Raw genomic sequence first — 15,529 nt, forward strand, 5'->3', positions numbered from 1 at the left:
ATAGTCTTTTGGGCATGACGCAGTACATCCAGCCTTCGACCCAGGAATTCGTTACCGCCACGACACCCCGCGCGGGCCGCCGAGAGTGGATGGCCCTGGCTGCGCTCATGCTTCCCGTCCTTCTGGTGGCGGTCGACAACACCGTGCTGAGCTTCGCCATGCCGGAGATTTCGCTCGCCTTCAACACCAGCGGGACCACTCTGCTGTGGATCATCGACAGCTACCCGTTGGTGCTCGCCGGCCTGCTTGTCGCCATGGGCAGCTTCGGTGACCGCTTCGGCAGGCGCCGCCTCCTCATGATCGGCGCCACCGGCTTCGCCGTCTTCTCGGTGATCGCCGCTTTCGCTCCGACGGCGGAATTCCTCGTCGCCGCCCGCGTTGGCCTGGGCGTTTTCGGCGCCATGCTGATGCCGTCAACGCTCTCGCTCATCCGGAACATCTTCCTGGACCGCAACCAGCGCCGGGTCGCCATCGCCGTCTGGGCTGCGGGTTTCTCCGCCGGCGCAGCCCTCGGCCCCCTGGTGGGCGGAGCACTCCTGGAGCACTTTTGGTGGGGTTCTGTCTTCCTGCTCGCCGTGCCGGTGCTGCTGGTATTGCTCGCCGTTACACCTTTGCTGGTTCCGGAATCCTCCGACCCCAATCCGGGCCGCGTGGACTACCTGAGCATCGTTCTGTCCATCAGCACCATGCTGCCGATCGTCTTCGCCATCAAAACCCTCGCCAAAGGCGGGTCGACGACGTTGGCCGTCACCGCCGTCGTCGTCGGACTTGTGGCCGGTACGGTGTTTGTCCGGCGGCAGCTGAAGCGCGAGAACCCCATGCTGGACGTGCGCCTGTTCGCGGTGCGGCCGTTCACGGGCGCCGTGCTGGTAAACCTGCTCGCGATCTTCGCGCTCGTCGGGTTCCTCTACTTCGTGTCGCAGCACCTGCAGCTGGTGCTCGGGTACAGCCCGCTGGAGGCAGGCGTGATCCTGCTGCCCGGACTCGTGATGACGATCGTCGCCGGCCTGGTGGTGGTGCCGATCGTCAGGCGGATTCCGCCGCACGTGGTGGTTCCGGCGGCGCTGCTGCTCTCAGCCGGCGCCTACGCATTCGTTGCCCTGACCGGCCAGAACGGCTCCGTTGCAACACTGCTGACGGCGTTCGTCCTGCTGGGAACGGGAGTAGGCGCCTCCGAGACCGTCTCGAACGACCTCATCCTTTCCAGCGTCCCCGCACCGAAGGCAGGCGCGGCGTCGGCGGTCTCCGAGACGGCCTATGAAGTGGGATCAGTCTTCGGAACCGCACTCCTCGGCAGCATCCTGCTCGCCTCCTACCAGCAGCACCTCGCGCTGCCTGCCGGATTGAGCACAGAGCAGGGCACGACGGCGACGGAGACCCTGGGCGGCGCGGTCAACGTCGCGTCGGAGTTGCCGGCGCAGACCGGATCCTTGCTGCTTGACTCGGCGTTCCACGCGTTCGACAGCGGCGTGGTGCTCACCTCCGGGATCGGCGCGGCCGTCATGGTCGCTGCGGCCGGACTGGCATTTTGGAGTCTCAGGAAGGTCTAGTGTTCCTGGATGCGGGCCTCACCCTTGCACCTAACCCACGGAACCGTCGCATGCATGCAGGTGACGCGGCATCGAAACCGCGTCACCTGCAGCGAGTCAACGGTTCCGCGATCACTTTGCAGCGGTCGGCCCTGGTTCCGGTAACGTCCCGGAACATGACAACACTGGAGATTGCAGTACAGGACGCTGCGGGTGCGCGAACCGCCCTTGAGAACGGCGCCGACCGGGTGGAGTTCTGCGCCGCCCTGCGGATGGGCGGGCTCAGTCCCTCGCTGGCCGCGGTGGAGCAGGCGGTTGCCGTCGGGATAGGTGTGCACGTGCTCGTACGCCCTCGCGGCGGCGGGTACGTGTACTCGCCGGCCGAAGTCGACCTGATGGTCGCCGAAGCCGAACTGGCGGTGCGAGCGGGGGGCGCCGGCGTCGTCATCGGTGCGCTCACTGAAAGCGACGTCTCCCTGGATGCAGAGGCACTGGGTCGGATTATTGCTGCGGCGCGGAGCGTGAATCCTGCGGCGGAGATCACGATCCACCGCTGCGTCGATGTCCTGCTTGAGCGGGGACTACCCGTAGAGACCTTGATCGGGCAGCTGCGTCAGCTCGGTGTGGATCGTGTGCTCACCTCGGGCGGTGCGCGAATCGCCGGCGAAGGCGTAGGGAAGCTACTGGAATTGAGCAGAATCGCCGGCGGCAACCCGCAGATCCAGGCCGGCGGCGGAGTGCGTCTCGCCGATATTGCCGCCCTGGCGGGTCTCGACGGGATTCACCTATCCGCACGGGCGGTCCGCCGAGATGGCGCATCAGGCCCAGGCGGCGGCAAAGAGGACTACGACGTCACCGACCCGGAACTCGTGGCGGCTGCGGCTGCGGCACTCGCTTGACCCTATTCCATCCCGCCGCTGATGGATGCAGCACCAACCACAGTCACCATTATCACGATGAGCAACACCCAGCCCAGGATCATGATGCCGTTGAGGATTACTCCCGTGATCGCCATCCCGCGCCCCGCGGGTTCTGACTTCAATCCCGCGAAACCGAGGATGAGCCCAATCAAAGGGGCTATGAACGTCCAACCGAAGAAGATGGACACCAGCCCCAACACCATGCTGGCGACGCTCTTTCCCCTCGGCGGCGCCTGTACGTAGACGGGTTGATAAGGGTGCTGACCGGGCTGATTCTGGTAGTAACTCATGGAGATGACCCAACTGTAGTTTGAGACCTATGGCTGCAGGCACCGCATGGACGGCTGCAGCCCTCATAGTACCTACGCATCCGCGACGTTCAGAGCCCGTGTGGATAACCTGACGCGCCGCGTGATTATGGGGTCGGGGACCCGGGCCAGCGACGATGCCGGGACATCGCGCGGCTCCAGGCTCCACGTGGGCCCGTTCTCAGGAGGGCCCTCAGAAGCCGTTCACCCGATAGCGCACATGAAGCGCCGTCTCGGTGCTCTGGGCCTGCAGCGGCTCCAGGATCACCTCGCGCTCGGGGGAACCCTCGAAAAGCCTGAGACCGTGCCCGAGGAGCACGGGAGCCACGTGCAGGGAGATCTCGTCCACGAGACCGGCGTCCAGGTACTGGCGGATGACATCGACGCCGCCCATTACGCACACATCGCGGTCTCCCGCAGCGCGACGAGCCGCTTCGAGGGCACCTGCCACACCTCCTGTAACGAATTCGTAGACCCCGTTCTCCGGCACCGCGGCTGGGGGTTCGTGGGTCAGGACGATCACCGGGCGTCGCGCCGGGCCTGTGGGCCCGTCGGCCTCCCACCAGCGGATCGAGTCGTCGTACGTGCGCCGACCCGTGACGACGGCTCCGAGTTCACCGACGCTTTCCTCGAGTACTTTCTGCCCCTCTTCGGAGCCCATCCATTCATGGAGACGCTCGCCGCCTCGTCCCATCGGTTCGTCGAGTGTCCGCTCCGCGCCGGCGACGTATCCGTCCAGCGAGATGCTGATGTCTGCGACCAAGATGCTCATGACTTCCTCTCCCGGGCGGGACCCTCCCGCACCTTTTACGCTCATAGAACGTCGCCGGAACCGCGAACTCATCGGTCGGAGCAGAATTCGTCACAAACGGGTCTTGCCGCGGTCTCCCTCCAACTCCATGGGCAGATCCAGCCATGAGAAGACGACTCGCTCAAACGTGGTGATCTCGGCGACGAGTCCGTCCGTGAATCGGAGGACGTCGAGCTTGAAAGCCGCGAACCGCTCCTCTCCCGGCGCCCTCAGATAGCAAGCGGCCGCCGGCATCCGGTTCACTGCGGTCGGAAGAAGCATCCACTCGCCCAGACCTTCCGGTCCGAACGCCCTCGCGTGCAGGGGCGCGAGGGACTCCCAGCCCTCGAAGCACAGTGGCTGGGGAGGCATCGTCACACGGATGTCGTCGCGGACAAGGGCCGCCATCTCGACCGGGTCGGGGTTCTCATGGATGGCGATGTAGCGTTCGAGAAGTGCTCGTTCCTCGGCGTCGAGGGTCGTTCGACGCACGGTGTCCGGCCTCGGTCGATCCTTCCGGATCGTGGACCGGGCGCGCTGGAGGGCGCTGTTCACGGCAGCGACGCTGATCTCGAGGATCTCGGCCGCTTCCGCCGCGGACCACCCGATCACGTCGCGCATGACGAGGACAGCACGCTGCAGGGGCGGGAGGAACTGCAAGGCGGCCACGAACGCCAACGCGATGGTGTCGCGTGCGATGGCGACCTCGTCGGGCGTCTGCCCTGGTGCCGGGACAGCGTTGAGGAGGTAGTCCGGATACGGTTGAAGCCATGGCAGGTCGGCGAACGACTGCGCCCGCGGCACCCGCTTCCTCCGGCGCAGTTCGTCCAGGCAGACGTTCGTGGCGATGCGGTACAGCCAAGCTCGGACGTTGTCGCCGCGGTCGAACGACTCGCGGTGCACCCAAGCTCGGACGACAGCGTCCTGAACGGCGTCCTCGGCCTCTTCGAACGATCCGAGCAGTCGGTAGCAATGGACGTGAAGCTCGCGTCGATGCTCCTCAAGGACGCGTTCCCAACTGGACTGATCGAGGCGGCCGGGCACGATGGCGTCCCTTTCCGGCTCGACGGCCTGCTGCTGGCGTGGCTGCCATCAGCATAGCGTCATGACCGCGTGCCACTTGCCCTATAGGCCAGACTTATAGCACCCATAGCCTGAACCGGCCTTCGCAAACTTGTCTATACAACTAGATACTTAAGCGACTGTTAGTGATCTGAATCACCTATAGCAGTACCGTTCCTCCCCACGAACGCCGACTGTAGACAGGATCCGGCTATGCCCGATACGAATTCGCCACAAACCGCTTTGCAGGACGATCCGCTGAATGCGCCCGTTGGGCTGAAGAGTGCCACCAAACGGCAGGAGCTGCGCAAATGGCAGTTCCGGATCTTTGCGCTGTCCTGGTTGGCCTACGCAGCTTTCTACTTTCCCCGATCCGCGTTTTCCGCAGCGAAGGTCGGAATACTTGATGAAGGTTTCCTCACTCGGCAGACCCTCGGGATCCTGGACTCCGCTTATCTGGCCGCTTACGCCATTGGCCAATTTGTCTGGGGAGCCTGCGCCGAGAAGTACGGCACCCGCGTGGTGGTCGCCGGCGGAATGATCATGGCGGCCGTCGCAGCGCTGCTGATGGGCATCATCCCGGCAGTGGCCCTGTTCCTGCCACTTATGATCGTGCAAGGGCTCGCGCAGTCCACGGGTTGGTCCGGCCTGAGCAAGAACATCGCGTCCTTCTTCACCATCAACAAACGCGGACGCGCCATGGGTTTCTTCTCCACCAGCTATGCCTTCGGCGGACTTGCCGGAGCGCCTGTCACCGGCTGGGTCGCCTACAGCCTCTTCGACAGCTGGCGCCTGGCGTTCGTCGCAGGCGCCGTCGCGATCACCATCGCACTCGTGCTGTTCCTCATCTTTCAACGCAACTCCCCACGGGATGTGGGGCTGCCGGGCATCGACGAGGATCCGGCCCTTCTCGATACAGAACACGACCGGAAGAAGATTCCCGTCGCAAAACGCGAACCCCGCACCCGGCTCTCAATCAAGGACCTGCTCGCAGCTGTCCGTCATGACCGAATGGTCCTCAAGCTCGGCATTGTGTACTTCCTCATCAAACCCGCCCGGTACGCAATTCTGTTGTGGGGTCCCATCCTGATCCTTGAGGCCATGCCGAACCTAAGCACCATGACCGCGATTCTGGTGCCCGTTGCCTTCGGCGTAACGGGAATGATTGCACCCATAGCCGCCGGCTGGGTCTCGGATACCGTGTTCGGTGCGCGCCGTGTTCCACCGAGCGTGCTGTGCCTGGCGCTCATGGTGCTTTCCCTCGCTCTCTGGCAGGTTGTCACCGAGAGTGGATCCATTGTCCTGATCACCGCACTACTCGCCTTCATCGGCCTCACGGCCTACGCATCAGACGCCATGATCTCCGGCGTCGCGGCCGTTGACTTCGGAACCTCCAAATACGCTGCGGGAGCAACTGGATTTGTGAACGGCTGCGGGTCCATTGGCGCCATACTCGGCGGCCTGCTCCCCGGTTTCTTTTCGGGCCCGGTCATCTTCTACACCTTCGCGGGAGCCGCCCTTCTGGCGGTCGCAATCCTGGTGCCCTCCTGGAACAAACGTCCGGCCAACGCCTGATTGAGCATTCAAACCACATCACGTACCAACAGAGAGACAGGCTTCATGAATTCGACCGTCGCAGAAGACCAGCACACAGACCTCATCATTGTCGGGGCCGGAATTATCGGCCTTGCACACGCATACGAGGCATTGCGTCGAGGGTATTCGGTACGAATCATCGAGCGGGACGAGCGCCCAAACGGAGCGTCTATCCGAAACTTCGGCCACTGTTGCATCACCGCCCAGGACGGGCCCTACCTCGAGACGGCGTACAGGTCACGGGAGGGCTGGCTTGCCGCAGCACAGGCAATGGGCTTTTGGGCACCTGCTGCGGGTGCTGTGGTGGTGGCGCGGAGTCAAACCGAACTGGCTGTCCTTGAACAGTTGAGCGACAAGCGTGGCGCCGAGAACGTTCAGTTACTGACCTCTCAGGAGGTCAGGGGACGCCTGGCTTCGGAGGGCTCTCCGGACAATGCCATTCTGGGCGGGGCTTTCCTGCCCGCCGACCTTCGGGTGGACCCCCGCACCGCTGCCGGGGATATCGCCGATTGGCTGCAGGCCCAGCAAGACGTCTCCATTCACTGGCGGACCACCGTCCTCGGGATACAGGAAGGCGGAACGGTCAGCACTTCCCGCGGGGATTTCCATGCCGACAAGGTGCTCACCTGTGTTGGACACGATCTCGATTACCTCTTCCCGGAGGTGGCCGATCGCTATCAGGTGCAACGCTGCGCACTGCAGATGGCCATGGCGCCGGCCCCTCGCGGCTACAACCTGGACTCTGCAGTCCTGACGGGTACGTCGATGACACGGTACGACGGCTTCACAACCATGCCGGCAGCCGAGGCCCTTCGTCAGGAGATCCAGGGACACAGCCCTGAGCTGCTTGATCTGGGCGCAAACGTCATGTTCACCCGGCGTCCCGATGGCACCCTGTTACTTGGGGACAGCCACGTCTACGGCAAGACGATAGATCCTTTCCAGGAAGAATGGATGACGGCCCGGCTGGTTCGTGAGATCGAGAAGATTCTTGGCACCTCCCTCACTGTCACGCAGCGGTGGCAGGGCATTTACGCCTCAAGCTCGCTGACTTCGCTGCTGGTCGAAGACATCGACCCCACGACCACAGCAATAACGGTGACCTCCGGCATTGGAATGACGCTTTCCTTCGGGATTGCTGCCGAGACGGTAGACCGGCTATGAAATCCCAGGCACCCTTCGGCGCGCTGCTGACAGCCATGGTGACGCCCTTCACCAACGAGGGGAAGCTTGACCTGGAGACCGCAGCACAACTGGCAGAGGAGTTGGTGAGCAACGGCGTCGACGGCTTGGTGGTGTGCGGCACCGCCGGGGAGGCCACAACTCTGCGGACCTGGGAGAAGACGGAGCTGATTCGCGTCGCCAAAAGGACAGTTGGCGACCACGCAAAGGTGATCGCCGGCACGGGTACGAACGACACAGCGCAGTCAGTCATGATTGCTGAGCGAGCAGCCGAGGCGGGCGCGGACGGGCAACTGGTGGTTACCCCGTACTACTCGAAACCGAGCCAGTCCGGGGTAATTGAACACATGACACGCATTGCTGACGCCGCTGACCTCCCGGTGATGCTCTACGACATCCCCGGCAGGGCCGGCATAGCGCTCAGCAACGATTCGATGAAGCGGCTCGCGGATCATCCGCGCATTGTTGCAGTCAAAGACGCCAAAGCCGACCTCGCTTCAACGACGGTGGTTCTGCAAGAAACGAACCTGGCTGTGTACTCGGGCGACGACGCGCTGACCCTTCCCTGGCTGGCCGCCGGCGCAGCGGGACTGGTCAGCGTGTCAGCGAATGTGGCGCCCGGACCGTTCAAGGAACTCATTCAGGCGGTTTCCGCAGGTGACCTTACACGCGCACGTGCTCTCAACTTCCAGCTTGCCCCGCTGGTCCGCGCCGTGATGAGTCACGTTCCGCCTGCGGTGGCCGCCAAGGTGCTCCTGCACCGGCGAGGCGGTCTTCCCTCCGATGCTGTGAGAGGCCCGCTCTCCCGACCGCTACACAGCGAGTTGTCCTGCCTGGAGACAGAGTTGCACGGCACAGAGTGGGCGCTCAACTAGCAACCCCCTTAACACAATCGGCTCTCCAATGCGTACACATTGGAGAGTCGATTCTTTAGGAGTTGTCTAGGCGGAGGGGTCAATGCCTCCACTGCACAGGGCGCCGGGTTCCCGTGTCTGCTCGCCCTGGATGTACTTGGTGAGGAACGTCTCAATTCGCTCATCCGCTGCCGTGTCAACACCGAGCTGCAAGCCCCACGCCGAAGCCATGATGGGCGATTCCTGGCCCTCGTAAGGGCTCAGGAGCACGTAGCTGCGATCCCCGACGAGCTCAGTCAGCGCGTCGATCTCGGACTGCGGAAGGTCCGGCTGGTACGTGATCCAGACGGCGCCGTGCTCCATCGAGTGCACCGTGTTCTCATTCGGCAGCGGCTGGGTGTAGACGCCGCAGTTTGTCCAGACCGCGTTGTGGTCGCCGCCCACAGGAGGCGCCTGGTCATACTCCACCGGGCCATCTACGTGATTGAAGGAGGTCACCTCGATCTCCTCCACCCCCTCGATGTCAGACTGGGCGAGCGCATCGAGCCGGTTGTTCTCCTGGACCTGCTGCACGATCACCAGGCTCACAGCCACAATGATCGCGACAATGACAAGCGCGATACCGCCGAAGATGAAAGTATTCCGCTTCCGCTCCCTGGCCCGCTGCTGGGACTGGATGGCCGCCAGGCGCGCCTGGCGGTCTGCATTCTCCTGAGCTCGCTTCTTGTTCAACGCGCTGATTCCTTCTGTATTTACGTGGGGTCGGGGTCTAATCTACCGGTCGGAGCGGCTACAGCTCTGCCAGCAGGTCTTCCATGGCGGTGATTTCGATTGCCTGGCCCGCTGCCATCTTCTCGGCAAGCTCGCGGACCCCCGGCTCCTGGGCGAGTTCGACGCCGGCCCGCGCCATCTCGACACCGGCCTTGTGGTGCTCAATCATCAGCTCAAGATAGACGCGTTCAGCGTCGTCACCGGTGGCCTCGGACAGGCTCTGCATTTGCTCCGGGGTGGCCATCCCCGGCATGAGGCCTTCGGGGGTAAGCATGCTACCGCCGTCGTCATTCATGTGCCCGTGACCCGAGCCGGACATCCAGGCCATCCGTTCCGAGTCACTGCTCTGGGGCAGGCCCCACTCCTCGAGCCAGCCAAACATCTGGCCGATCTGGTGCTGCTGGGTCATGGCGATGTCGTACGCGATGGCGCGGATAACGACGTCGTCGGTTTGCTCCCGTACTATCCGCGACATCTCCACGGCCTGGGCATGGTGGACCTGCATGTCGCGGGCGAAGCCGGCGTCCGCACTGCTGTTGCCCGGATGCTGCGGCGCCGCGGCCACCCGTCCCGCAGTGAATGCGAGCGCGAAAAGACCCGCGACTGCAAGCAGGCCCAGGACGAGGAGGACGCGCTTCTGCCACGCCTCGAGGTTGAGGGTCATAAGGGGAATGCCTTTCGTATCTTCCCTATCTAACGTAGGGCATCCCCCGAACCGTTCCCACCCATACCCCTAGGGGGTACTTGACCGCATACCCCCAGTGGGTATACCGTGAGGGTGTCACGAGGAGGAAACCATGACGCAGACAACCACTGAGCACGGCTACACCGCTGACAAGGAGGCCTATCTCCGGCGGCTCAAGCGCATCGAAGGACAGGTGCGCGGAATCGCCCGGATGGTTGAGGAGGACAAGTACTGCATTGATGTCCTTACCCAGGTATCCGCAGTCAACAAGGCTTTGCACGCCGTGAGCATCGGCCTCCTCGAGGAGCACATCGCCCACTGCGTCGTGGGCGCCGCCAATGAATCCCAGACCACTGGAGATCCCGCGGCGGTCAACGAAAAGGTGCAGGAAGCCTCGGCGGCCATCAGCCGCCTGCTGCGCTGACTGTTTCAACATCCCACAAAGGAGCACATCATGAGCACCACCACCGTAAGCATCTCCGGCATGACCTGCGGCCACTGCGTTGATTCCGTCACCGAAGAAATCTCCGCAATCGACGGTGTGCAGAACGTCGCCGTTGACCTGAACAAAGGCGGAGTTTCCACCGCCACCGTCACCTCCGAGGGCGAGCTTGACCCAGAGCAGATCGGCGAGGCCGTCGCAGAAGCCGGCTACCTCGTCGTTTCCAACGACGCTTAATCTGCGCCGGCGAACAGCCGGCAGGAAGGACCGATCATGACCACCGAACCGGCAACAGCCCAGACCACCCGCACGGTCGAACTCGACATCCAGGGGATGACCTGCGCATCGTGCGTAGGCCGGGTGGAGCGCAAGCTGGGCAAGCTCGACGGCGTTGAGGCGAGCGTGAACCTGCCACTGGAATCGGCGGTTGTGACGGTCCCGGAGCACATCTCGGACCAGGACATCGTGGACACGGTGAACGCCACCGGGTACAGCGCCCAGTTGAAGAAGCCACAGCATCCGGGGCCCTCCGCGGAGGGTGAGCCAGCGACGGACGGAATGGACCACGACCACATGTCGCACGGCGGCACGGCATCCCAGCTGCGCCCGCGGCTTGTTACCGCCGCCATTCTGACTGTGCCGGTGTTCCTCATCTCGATGATTCCCGGGCTGCAGTTCCCGCACTGGGGCTGGGTGGTCGCCGCACTGACCACGCCGGTGGTCACGTGGTCTGCGTGGTCCTTTCACAAGGCGGCTGCGATCAACGCGCGACACTTCTCCTCCACCATGGACACGCTGGTGTCCATCGGTGTTACCGCGGCATACCTGTTCTCTCTCGGACAACTCATCGCGGACCCCATGGTTACCGCGCACGTCGGGATGGACATGAGCAGCCACGCGCTCTACTTTGAGGTTGCCGCCGTCGTCGTGACCTTCCTGCTGCTCGGCCGCTACCTTGAGGCAAACGCCAAACAGCGCGCGGGAGATGCACTGAAGTCACTGCTGAACCTGGGTGCCAAGGACGCCACCGTGCTGCGCGAGCAGGACGGCGAGCGCGTCGAGGTCAAGGTGCCGGCGTCGTCGTTGGTTCACGGGGACGAGTTCGTGGTGCGCCCGGGCGAGAAGATCGCCACCGACGGCTTCGTGGTCGAGGGGCGCAGCGCCGTCGACACCTCGCTGATTACCGGCGAATCCGTTCCCGTGGAGGTGGGGCCCGACAGCACCGTGACGGGCGCGACCATCAACACCTCCGGGCGGCTGATTGTCCGTGCCACGAGGGTGGGCAGCGAAACCACCCTGGCGCAGATGGGCAGGCTCGTGAGCCAGGCGCAGAGCGGAAAGGCACCGATAGCCCGGCTGGCTGACCGGATCAGCGCCGTGTTTGTGCCTGTGGTGCTCGCGATCGCCGCGCTGACCTTCATGCTCTGGGCGCTGCTGACCGGTGACATCCAGGCGGCGTTCACTGCCGCCGTCGCCGTCCTCGTGATCGCCTGCCCCTGTGCGCTGGGGCTCGCGACGCCGACTGCCCTGCTGACCGGTACCGGGCGGGGAGCGCAAATGGGCATCCTCATCCGCGGGCCGCAGGTTCTCGAGGACACCCGCACCGTCGACACCATCGTCCTGGACAAGACCGGCACGGTGACCAGCGGGCGGCTCTCGGTGACCGACGTCGTCGTGCTCGGCTCGCGCAGCCGGGATGAGGTGCTGAACCTGGCCGCGGCCGTCGAGTCCGCGAGCGAGCACCCGATCGCACAGGCAATCTCCGCCTCCGCGCCGGGGCATCCGCGCGTTAGAGACTTCGTCAGCTCGGCCGGCGGCGGCGTGCGCGGCATGGTGGACGGCGCGGTGGTGCTGGCGGGGCGGGCCGGCTGGCTGGAGGAGAACGACGTCGACATCACCGCCGCGCACCGCTCGGCCCTGGCGGCGGAGCAGGAAGCGGGTTCGACGGCGATCTGGGTTGCGGTGGACGGCGCAGTTGCGGGGCTGATCAGCCTGCAGGACACGGTGAAGGAGTCCTCTGCTGCGGCGATTGCGCGCTTGAAGGAGCTTGGGCTGCGGCCGATGCTGCTGACCGGCGACAACGCCGCCGTCGCCCGCAAGATCGCGGCGGAGGTAGGCATTGCCCCAGGGGACGTGATGGCGGACGTGCTTCCCGAGGGCAAGGTCGACGCCGTGAAGCGGCTGCAGGAGTCCGGTGCCACCGTTGCGATGGCCGGGGACGGCGTGAACGACGCCGCGGCTCTGGCTCAGGCGGACCTCGGCATCGCGATGGGGTCAGGTACCGACGTCGCCATCGAAGCCGCGGACCTGACCGTGATGGGCAACAGCCTTGAGCAGGTGGCGCAGGCCATCGAACTGTCCCGGAAGACACTCGGAACCATCAAGACCAACCTGTTCTGGGCGTTCTTCTACAACACGATCGGCATTCCGGTGGCCGCGCTTGGACTGCTGAACCCGATGGTGGCAGGCGCTGCAATGGCGGCGAGCTCTGTGCTGGTGGTGGCGAACTCGCTGCGGCTGCGCCGGTTCGGGAAGTAAGTCTCTTCCGAATCGCCCTTCCCGAGTGCGGGAGGGGCGATTCCTTGCACTGCAGCCGTACCTCCGATAAGTTTGTGCAATGTCACACAACAATGAGGTTAGCGATACGTGATCAGTAGCGAGTACACAATTCCCGGCTTGCATGTGCGGAACCACGTGGTGGACGTTCCCCTGGACTGGTCCGCTCCGCACAGCGCAGAGAACATCCGCATCTTTGCGCGCGAACTCGTTGAACCCATCAGGCGGAGCGAAGACCTCCCGGTTCTGCTCTACCTGCAGGGCGGCCCGGGCGGAAAAGGCCCGCGACCTTCGGAGCGCAGCGGCTGGATCTCGCAAGCGCTCCAAACGCACCGGGTGGTGTTGCTTGACCAGCGGGGTACGGGGCGGAGCTCAAGGATTGACGGGCGCACTATGGCCCGCTTCGCTGATGGAGCACAGGCGGCCGAATACCTCCTGCACTTCCGCGCCGACTCGATCGTCACCGATGCCGAACACCTGCGTAAAACCGTGTTCGGTGACCGCCGCTGGTCCACACTGGGTCAAAGCTACGGCGGATTCCTCACCATGACCTACCTGTCCCAGGCGCCGGAGGGACTTTCCGCGTGCTACGTCACAGGCGGCCTGCCGAGCGTGACGCCGGACGCCACCGAGGTTTATCGACGAACCTTCCCGCGCACCGAAGCAAAGAACCGCTTGTTCTACGAGCGTTTCCCAGGCGATCTCGAGGTCACCTCCCGCATTGCGGACCGCCTGCAGGCTGGAGGCGTGCTGCTGTCCGACGGCGATGAGCTGACCGTGCGACGGTTCCAGACCCTGGGGATGGACTTCGGCATGAAGCCCGGATTCGAGCGGTTGCACTGGCTCCTCGACGAAGCGCTCTCATCCGGAGATGGCGAAATATCCGACACCTTCCTGGCACAGGTCCATGCAAGGACGTCCTACGCGGACAGCCCACTCTTCGCCGTCCTCCAGGAAAGCATCTACGGCGACGGCGGCAATGGCCCGGGAATCTGGGCCGCACAGAACGAGCGCGCCAGACATCCGCAATTCGACGAGGCGGCCCGGCCCCTGCTCTTCACCGGCGAGATGATGTTCCCCTGGATGTTCTCCGAGATCCGCCTGCTCAGGCCCTTCGAGCCGGCGGTCGAGGCGCTCGCAGCACGCCAGGCGTGGAGCCGAATCTATGACACGGATCGGCTTGCCTCCAACGAGGTCCCCGTGGCGGCGGCGGTCTACTACGACGACATGTTTGTTGACGCCGGCCTGCAGCTCGCGACCGCCGCCACTGTCGGCAACGTGCATGCGTGGGTCACTAACGAATTTGAACACGACGGACTGGGTGCGGACCGCGTCTTCGCCCGGCTCCGCGAGACCATAGCCAACCTTGGAGGAGGAATCCAATGACAGACCTGACAGAGAAGACATCCCAGCCCACCCCCACCGGAGAGGGGTCACGGCCGCCGAACCTCCGCAAAATCCCCGCGTTCCTCGAACACATGAGCCAGGGTTGGGGTACCCCCGATCGCACACCGCCGGTCGTCGCCGGAGCTGCCGCTGCCGCCGCGAACCACCGGGCACGGCTGAGTTCCCGCTATCCGGGACGCACCATTCTCGTGGGTGCCGGGCGCGCGCCGGTCCGAAGCAACGACGCCCACTATGACTTCCGCCCGCACTCCGATTTCTACTGGCTCACGGGTTGCGCCATTGAAGGTGCAGTGCTTGCCCTGCTGCCGGTAAGCGGCGGCCATGACGCCGTCCTGTTCATCACACCACCGGCCTACCCCGGCAACGAGGACTTCTTCGCGAACGCGAACTACGGGGAACTCTGGGTGGGCTCCGCCCCGGACCTTCCGGACTGGGCCGAAGCCCTCCAGCTCACGGTCCGCCCGCTCGCCGAGCTCAGCCCAGCGCTGGGCGACCTGAAAGCGCCCCTGGTTGCCGGCGTCGTCGATCCCGAAATTGCCCTTGCCAACGCGCTTGAGCCATCCAAGGAACTCAACCGGACGCTCGCGCAGCTGCGGATGATCAAGGATGAGTGGGAGATCAAGCAGCTGCGGGAAGCGGTCGATCTCACGGTTGAGGGCTTCGCTGCCGTCATCTCGGAGATTCCCACAGCCATTGCAGGGCAGGGAGAACGGTGGCTTCAGGGCACGTTTGACCGGCACGCCAGGGCGTACGGTAACGCTGCGGGATACGCCACCATTGTGGGCAGCGGAAAGCACGCACCAACCCTGCACTGGGTCCGCTGCGACGGCCCGGTTCTTGAGAACGAGCTGCTCCTGCTGGATATGGGGGTCGAAACCCGGAGCTTCTACACCGCGGACGTAACCCGCACGTTCCCTGCCTCGGGCACGTTCAACAGCACCCAGCGCCGGGTCCACGACCTCGTCGAGAAGTCGCACCGAGCCGGACTGGCAGCGGTTGGACCGGGGAAGCAGTTCTCAGACTTCCACCACGCGTGCATGGAAGTGATTGCGCAGGGTCTACACGACTGGGACCTGCTACCCGTATCCGTGGACGAAGCCCTTTCGGACCGCGGCCAGCACCACCGCCGCTTCCTGGTCTGCGGCGTGGGGCACCACCTGGGCCTGGACGTACACGATTGCGGGCAAGCGCACCATGAGGACTATGGGGGCGCCGCGCTGGAACCGGGGATGGTCCTCACCGTGGAGCCGGGGCTGTACTTCCACGAGAATGACCTCACAGTTCCCGCGGAGCTGCGTGGAATCGGCGTACGGCTTGAGGACGACATCCTGGTTACCCCTAACGGTTCGGATGTCCTTTCGGACGCCCTGCCGCTGGACGCGGACGGGATTGAAGCCTGGATGCGGGCTGTTCCGAGGGCCTGAGGC

General features: G+C 64.4%; 15 protein-coding genes. 10 read left to right on the forward strand and 5 right to left on the reverse strand.

The annotated features are described in order from the left end of the window. Window positions 1-14: 14 nt before the first annotated feature. Complete coding sequence (locus tag ACX80C_RS09670; protein ID WP_459326256.1) at window positions 15-1,550, forward strand: MFS transporter; 1,536 nt, start codon at window positions 15-17, stop codon at window positions 1,548-1,550. Between the two features lie 155 nt (window positions 1,551-1,705). Next, window positions 1,706-2,428: a copper homeostasis protein CutC gene (locus tag ACX80C_RS09675; protein WP_459326257.1), complete on the forward strand. Its 723-nt coding sequence runs from the start codon at window positions 1,706-1,708 to the stop codon at window positions 2,426-2,428. A gap of 2 nt (window positions 2,429-2,430) precedes the next feature. On the opposite strand, the gene ACX80C_RS09680 is transcribed toward ACX80C_RS09675, so the two are convergent. The 3 genes from ACX80C_RS09680 to ACX80C_RS09690 all read right to left on the reverse strand — a co-directional run bounded on the left by ACX80C_RS09680 (window position 2,431) and on the right by ACX80C_RS09690 (window position 4,591). Next, complete coding sequence (locus ACX80C_RS09680; RefSeq protein WP_459326258.1) at window positions 2,431-2,739, reverse strand: DUF4190 domain-containing protein; 309 nt, start codon at window positions 2,737-2,739, stop codon at window positions 2,431-2,433. A 211-nt stretch (window positions 2,740-2,950) separates the two neighbouring features. Beyond that, the gene (locus tag ACX80C_RS09685) at window positions 2,951-3,529 is read right to left on the reverse strand and encodes a dihydrofolate reductase family protein (RefSeq protein ID WP_459326259.1); all 579 of its coding nucleotides are present in this window, start codon (window positions 3,527-3,529) and stop codon (window positions 2,951-2,953) included. A 90-nt stretch (window positions 3,530-3,619) separates the two neighbouring features. Continuing rightward, complete coding sequence (locus ACX80C_RS09690) at window positions 3,620-4,591, reverse strand: RNA polymerase subunit sigma-70 (RefSeq protein ID WP_459326260.1); 972 nt, start codon at window positions 4,589-4,591, stop codon at window positions 3,620-3,622. Between the two features lie 231 nt (window positions 4,592-4,822). Between ACX80C_RS09690 and ACX80C_RS09695 the strand changes: the two genes are divergently transcribed. Genes ACX80C_RS09695 through dapA form a run of 3 tightly spaced genes read left to right on the forward strand, consistent with a single transcriptional unit; the run spans window position 4,823 to window position 8,262 of the window. Continuing rightward, window positions 4,823-6,184, forward strand: coding sequence for an MFS transporter (locus tag ACX80C_RS09695; protein ID WP_459326261.1), 1,362 nt, complete (start codon window positions 4,823-4,825; stop codon window positions 6,182-6,184). A gap of 45 nt (window positions 6,185-6,229) precedes the next feature. Continuing rightward, window positions 6,230-7,369, forward strand: coding sequence for a TIGR03364 family FAD-dependent oxidoreductase (locus ACX80C_RS09700; protein WP_459326262.1), 1,140 nt, complete (start codon window positions 6,230-6,232; stop codon window positions 7,367-7,369). After that, window positions 7,366-8,262 carry a 4-hydroxy-tetrahydrodipicolinate synthase gene (dapA, locus tag ACX80C_RS09705; RefSeq protein WP_459326263.1) on the forward strand — a complete coding sequence of 299 codons (897 nt, stop codon included), beginning with the start codon at window positions 7,366-7,368 and terminating at the stop codon, window positions 8,260-8,262. The genes ACX80C_RS09700 and dapA overlap by 4 nt, the downstream gene beginning before the upstream one ends. Window positions 8,263-8,328: 66 nt before the next feature. On the opposite strand, the gene ACX80C_RS09710 is transcribed toward dapA, so the two are convergent. Both ACX80C_RS09710 and ACX80C_RS09715 read right to left on the reverse strand, forming a co-directional pair. Then, window positions 8,329-8,973, reverse strand: coding sequence for a DUF3105 domain-containing protein (locus ACX80C_RS09710; RefSeq protein ID WP_459326264.1), 645 nt, complete (start codon window positions 8,971-8,973; stop codon window positions 8,329-8,331). A gap of 58 nt (window positions 8,974-9,031) precedes the next feature. Continuing rightward, a complete protein-coding gene (locus ACX80C_RS09715) occupies window positions 9,032-9,676 on the reverse strand; it encodes a DUF305 domain-containing protein (RefSeq protein ID WP_459326265.1) in 645 nt (214 codons plus the stop codon). Window positions 9,677-9,809: 133 nt separating this feature from the next. On the opposite strand from ACX80C_RS09715, the gene ACX80C_RS09720 reads away from it, so the two are divergent. The 5 genes from ACX80C_RS09720 (at window position 9,810) to ACX80C_RS09740 (ending at window position 15,526) form a co-directional block, all read left to right on the forward strand. Next, window positions 9,810-10,121 (forward strand): metal-sensitive transcriptional regulator, encoded by a 312-nt coding sequence (locus tag ACX80C_RS09720; RefSeq protein WP_459326266.1) that lies wholly within the window; start codon window positions 9,810-9,812, stop codon window positions 10,119-10,121. A 30-nt stretch (window positions 10,122-10,151) separates the two neighbouring features. Further along, window positions 10,152-10,376, forward strand: coding sequence for a heavy-metal-associated domain-containing protein (locus ACX80C_RS09725; RefSeq protein WP_459326267.1), 225 nt, complete (start codon window positions 10,152-10,154; stop codon window positions 10,374-10,376). Window positions 10,377-10,412: 36 nt separating this feature from the next. Then, entirely contained in the window at window positions 10,413-12,677 is a 2,265-nt protein-coding gene (locus tag ACX80C_RS09730) for a heavy metal translocating P-type ATPase (RefSeq protein ID WP_459326268.1), read from the forward strand. 108 nt (window positions 12,678-12,785) lie between these two features. Next, window positions 12,786-14,081: an alpha/beta fold hydrolase gene (locus tag ACX80C_RS09735; RefSeq protein ID WP_459326269.1), complete on the forward strand. Its 1,296-nt coding sequence runs from the start codon at window positions 12,786-12,788 to the stop codon at window positions 14,079-14,081. Then, a complete protein-coding gene (locus tag ACX80C_RS09740; RefSeq protein WP_459326270.1) occupies window positions 14,078-15,526 on the forward strand; it encodes an aminopeptidase P family protein in 1,449 nt (482 codons plus the stop codon). Before ACX80C_RS09735 ends, ACX80C_RS09740 begins: the two co-directional genes overlap by 4 nt. Window positions 15,527-15,529: the final 3 nt, after the last annotated feature.

Source organism: Arthrobacter tecti, assembly GCF_054511355.1.

Bases quoted from the DNA above. Each gene is read 5' to 3' on its own strand.
- ACX80C_RS09670 (WP_459326256.1), top strand. From the start codon at position 15: ATGACGCAGTACATCCAGCCTTCGACCCAGGAATTCGTTACCGCCACG.
- ACX80C_RS09675 (WP_459326257.1), top strand. From the start codon at position 1,706: ATGACAACACTGGAGATTGCAGTACAGGACGCTGCGGGTGCGCGAACC.
- ACX80C_RS09680 (WP_459326258.1), bottom strand. From the start codon at position 2,739: ATGAGTTACTACCAGAATCAGCCCGGTCAGCACCCTTATCAACCCGTC.
- ACX80C_RS09685 (WP_459326259.1), bottom strand. From the start codon at position 3,529: ATGAGCATCTTGGTCGCAGACATCAGCATCTCGCTGGACGGATACGTC.
- ACX80C_RS09695 (WP_459326261.1), top strand. From the start codon at position 4,823: ATGCCCGATACGAATTCGCCACAAACCGCTTTGCAGGACGATCCGCTG.
- ACX80C_RS09700 (WP_459326262.1), top strand. From the start codon at position 6,230: ATGAATTCGACCGTCGCAGAAGACCAGCACACAGACCTCATCATTGTC.
- dapA (WP_459326263.1), top strand. From the start codon at position 7,366: ATGAAATCCCAGGCACCCTTCGGCGCGCTGCTGACAGCCATGGTGACG.
- ACX80C_RS09715 (WP_459326265.1), bottom strand. From the start codon at position 9,676: ATGACCCTCAACCTCGAGGCGTGGCAGAAGCGCGTCCTCCTCGTCCTG.
- ACX80C_RS09720 (WP_459326266.1), top strand. From the start codon at position 9,810: ATGACGCAGACAACCACTGAGCACGGCTACACCGCTGACAAGGAGGCC.
- ACX80C_RS09725 (WP_459326267.1), top strand. From the start codon at position 10,152: ATGAGCACCACCACCGTAAGCATCTCCGGCATGACCTGCGGCCACTGC.
- ACX80C_RS09730 (WP_459326268.1), top strand. From the start codon at position 10,413: ATGACCACCGAACCGGCAACAGCCCAGACCACCCGCACGGTCGAACTC.
- ACX80C_RS09740 (WP_459326270.1), top strand. From the start codon at position 14,078: ATGACAGACCTGACAGAGAAGACATCCCAGCCCACCCCCACCGGAGAG.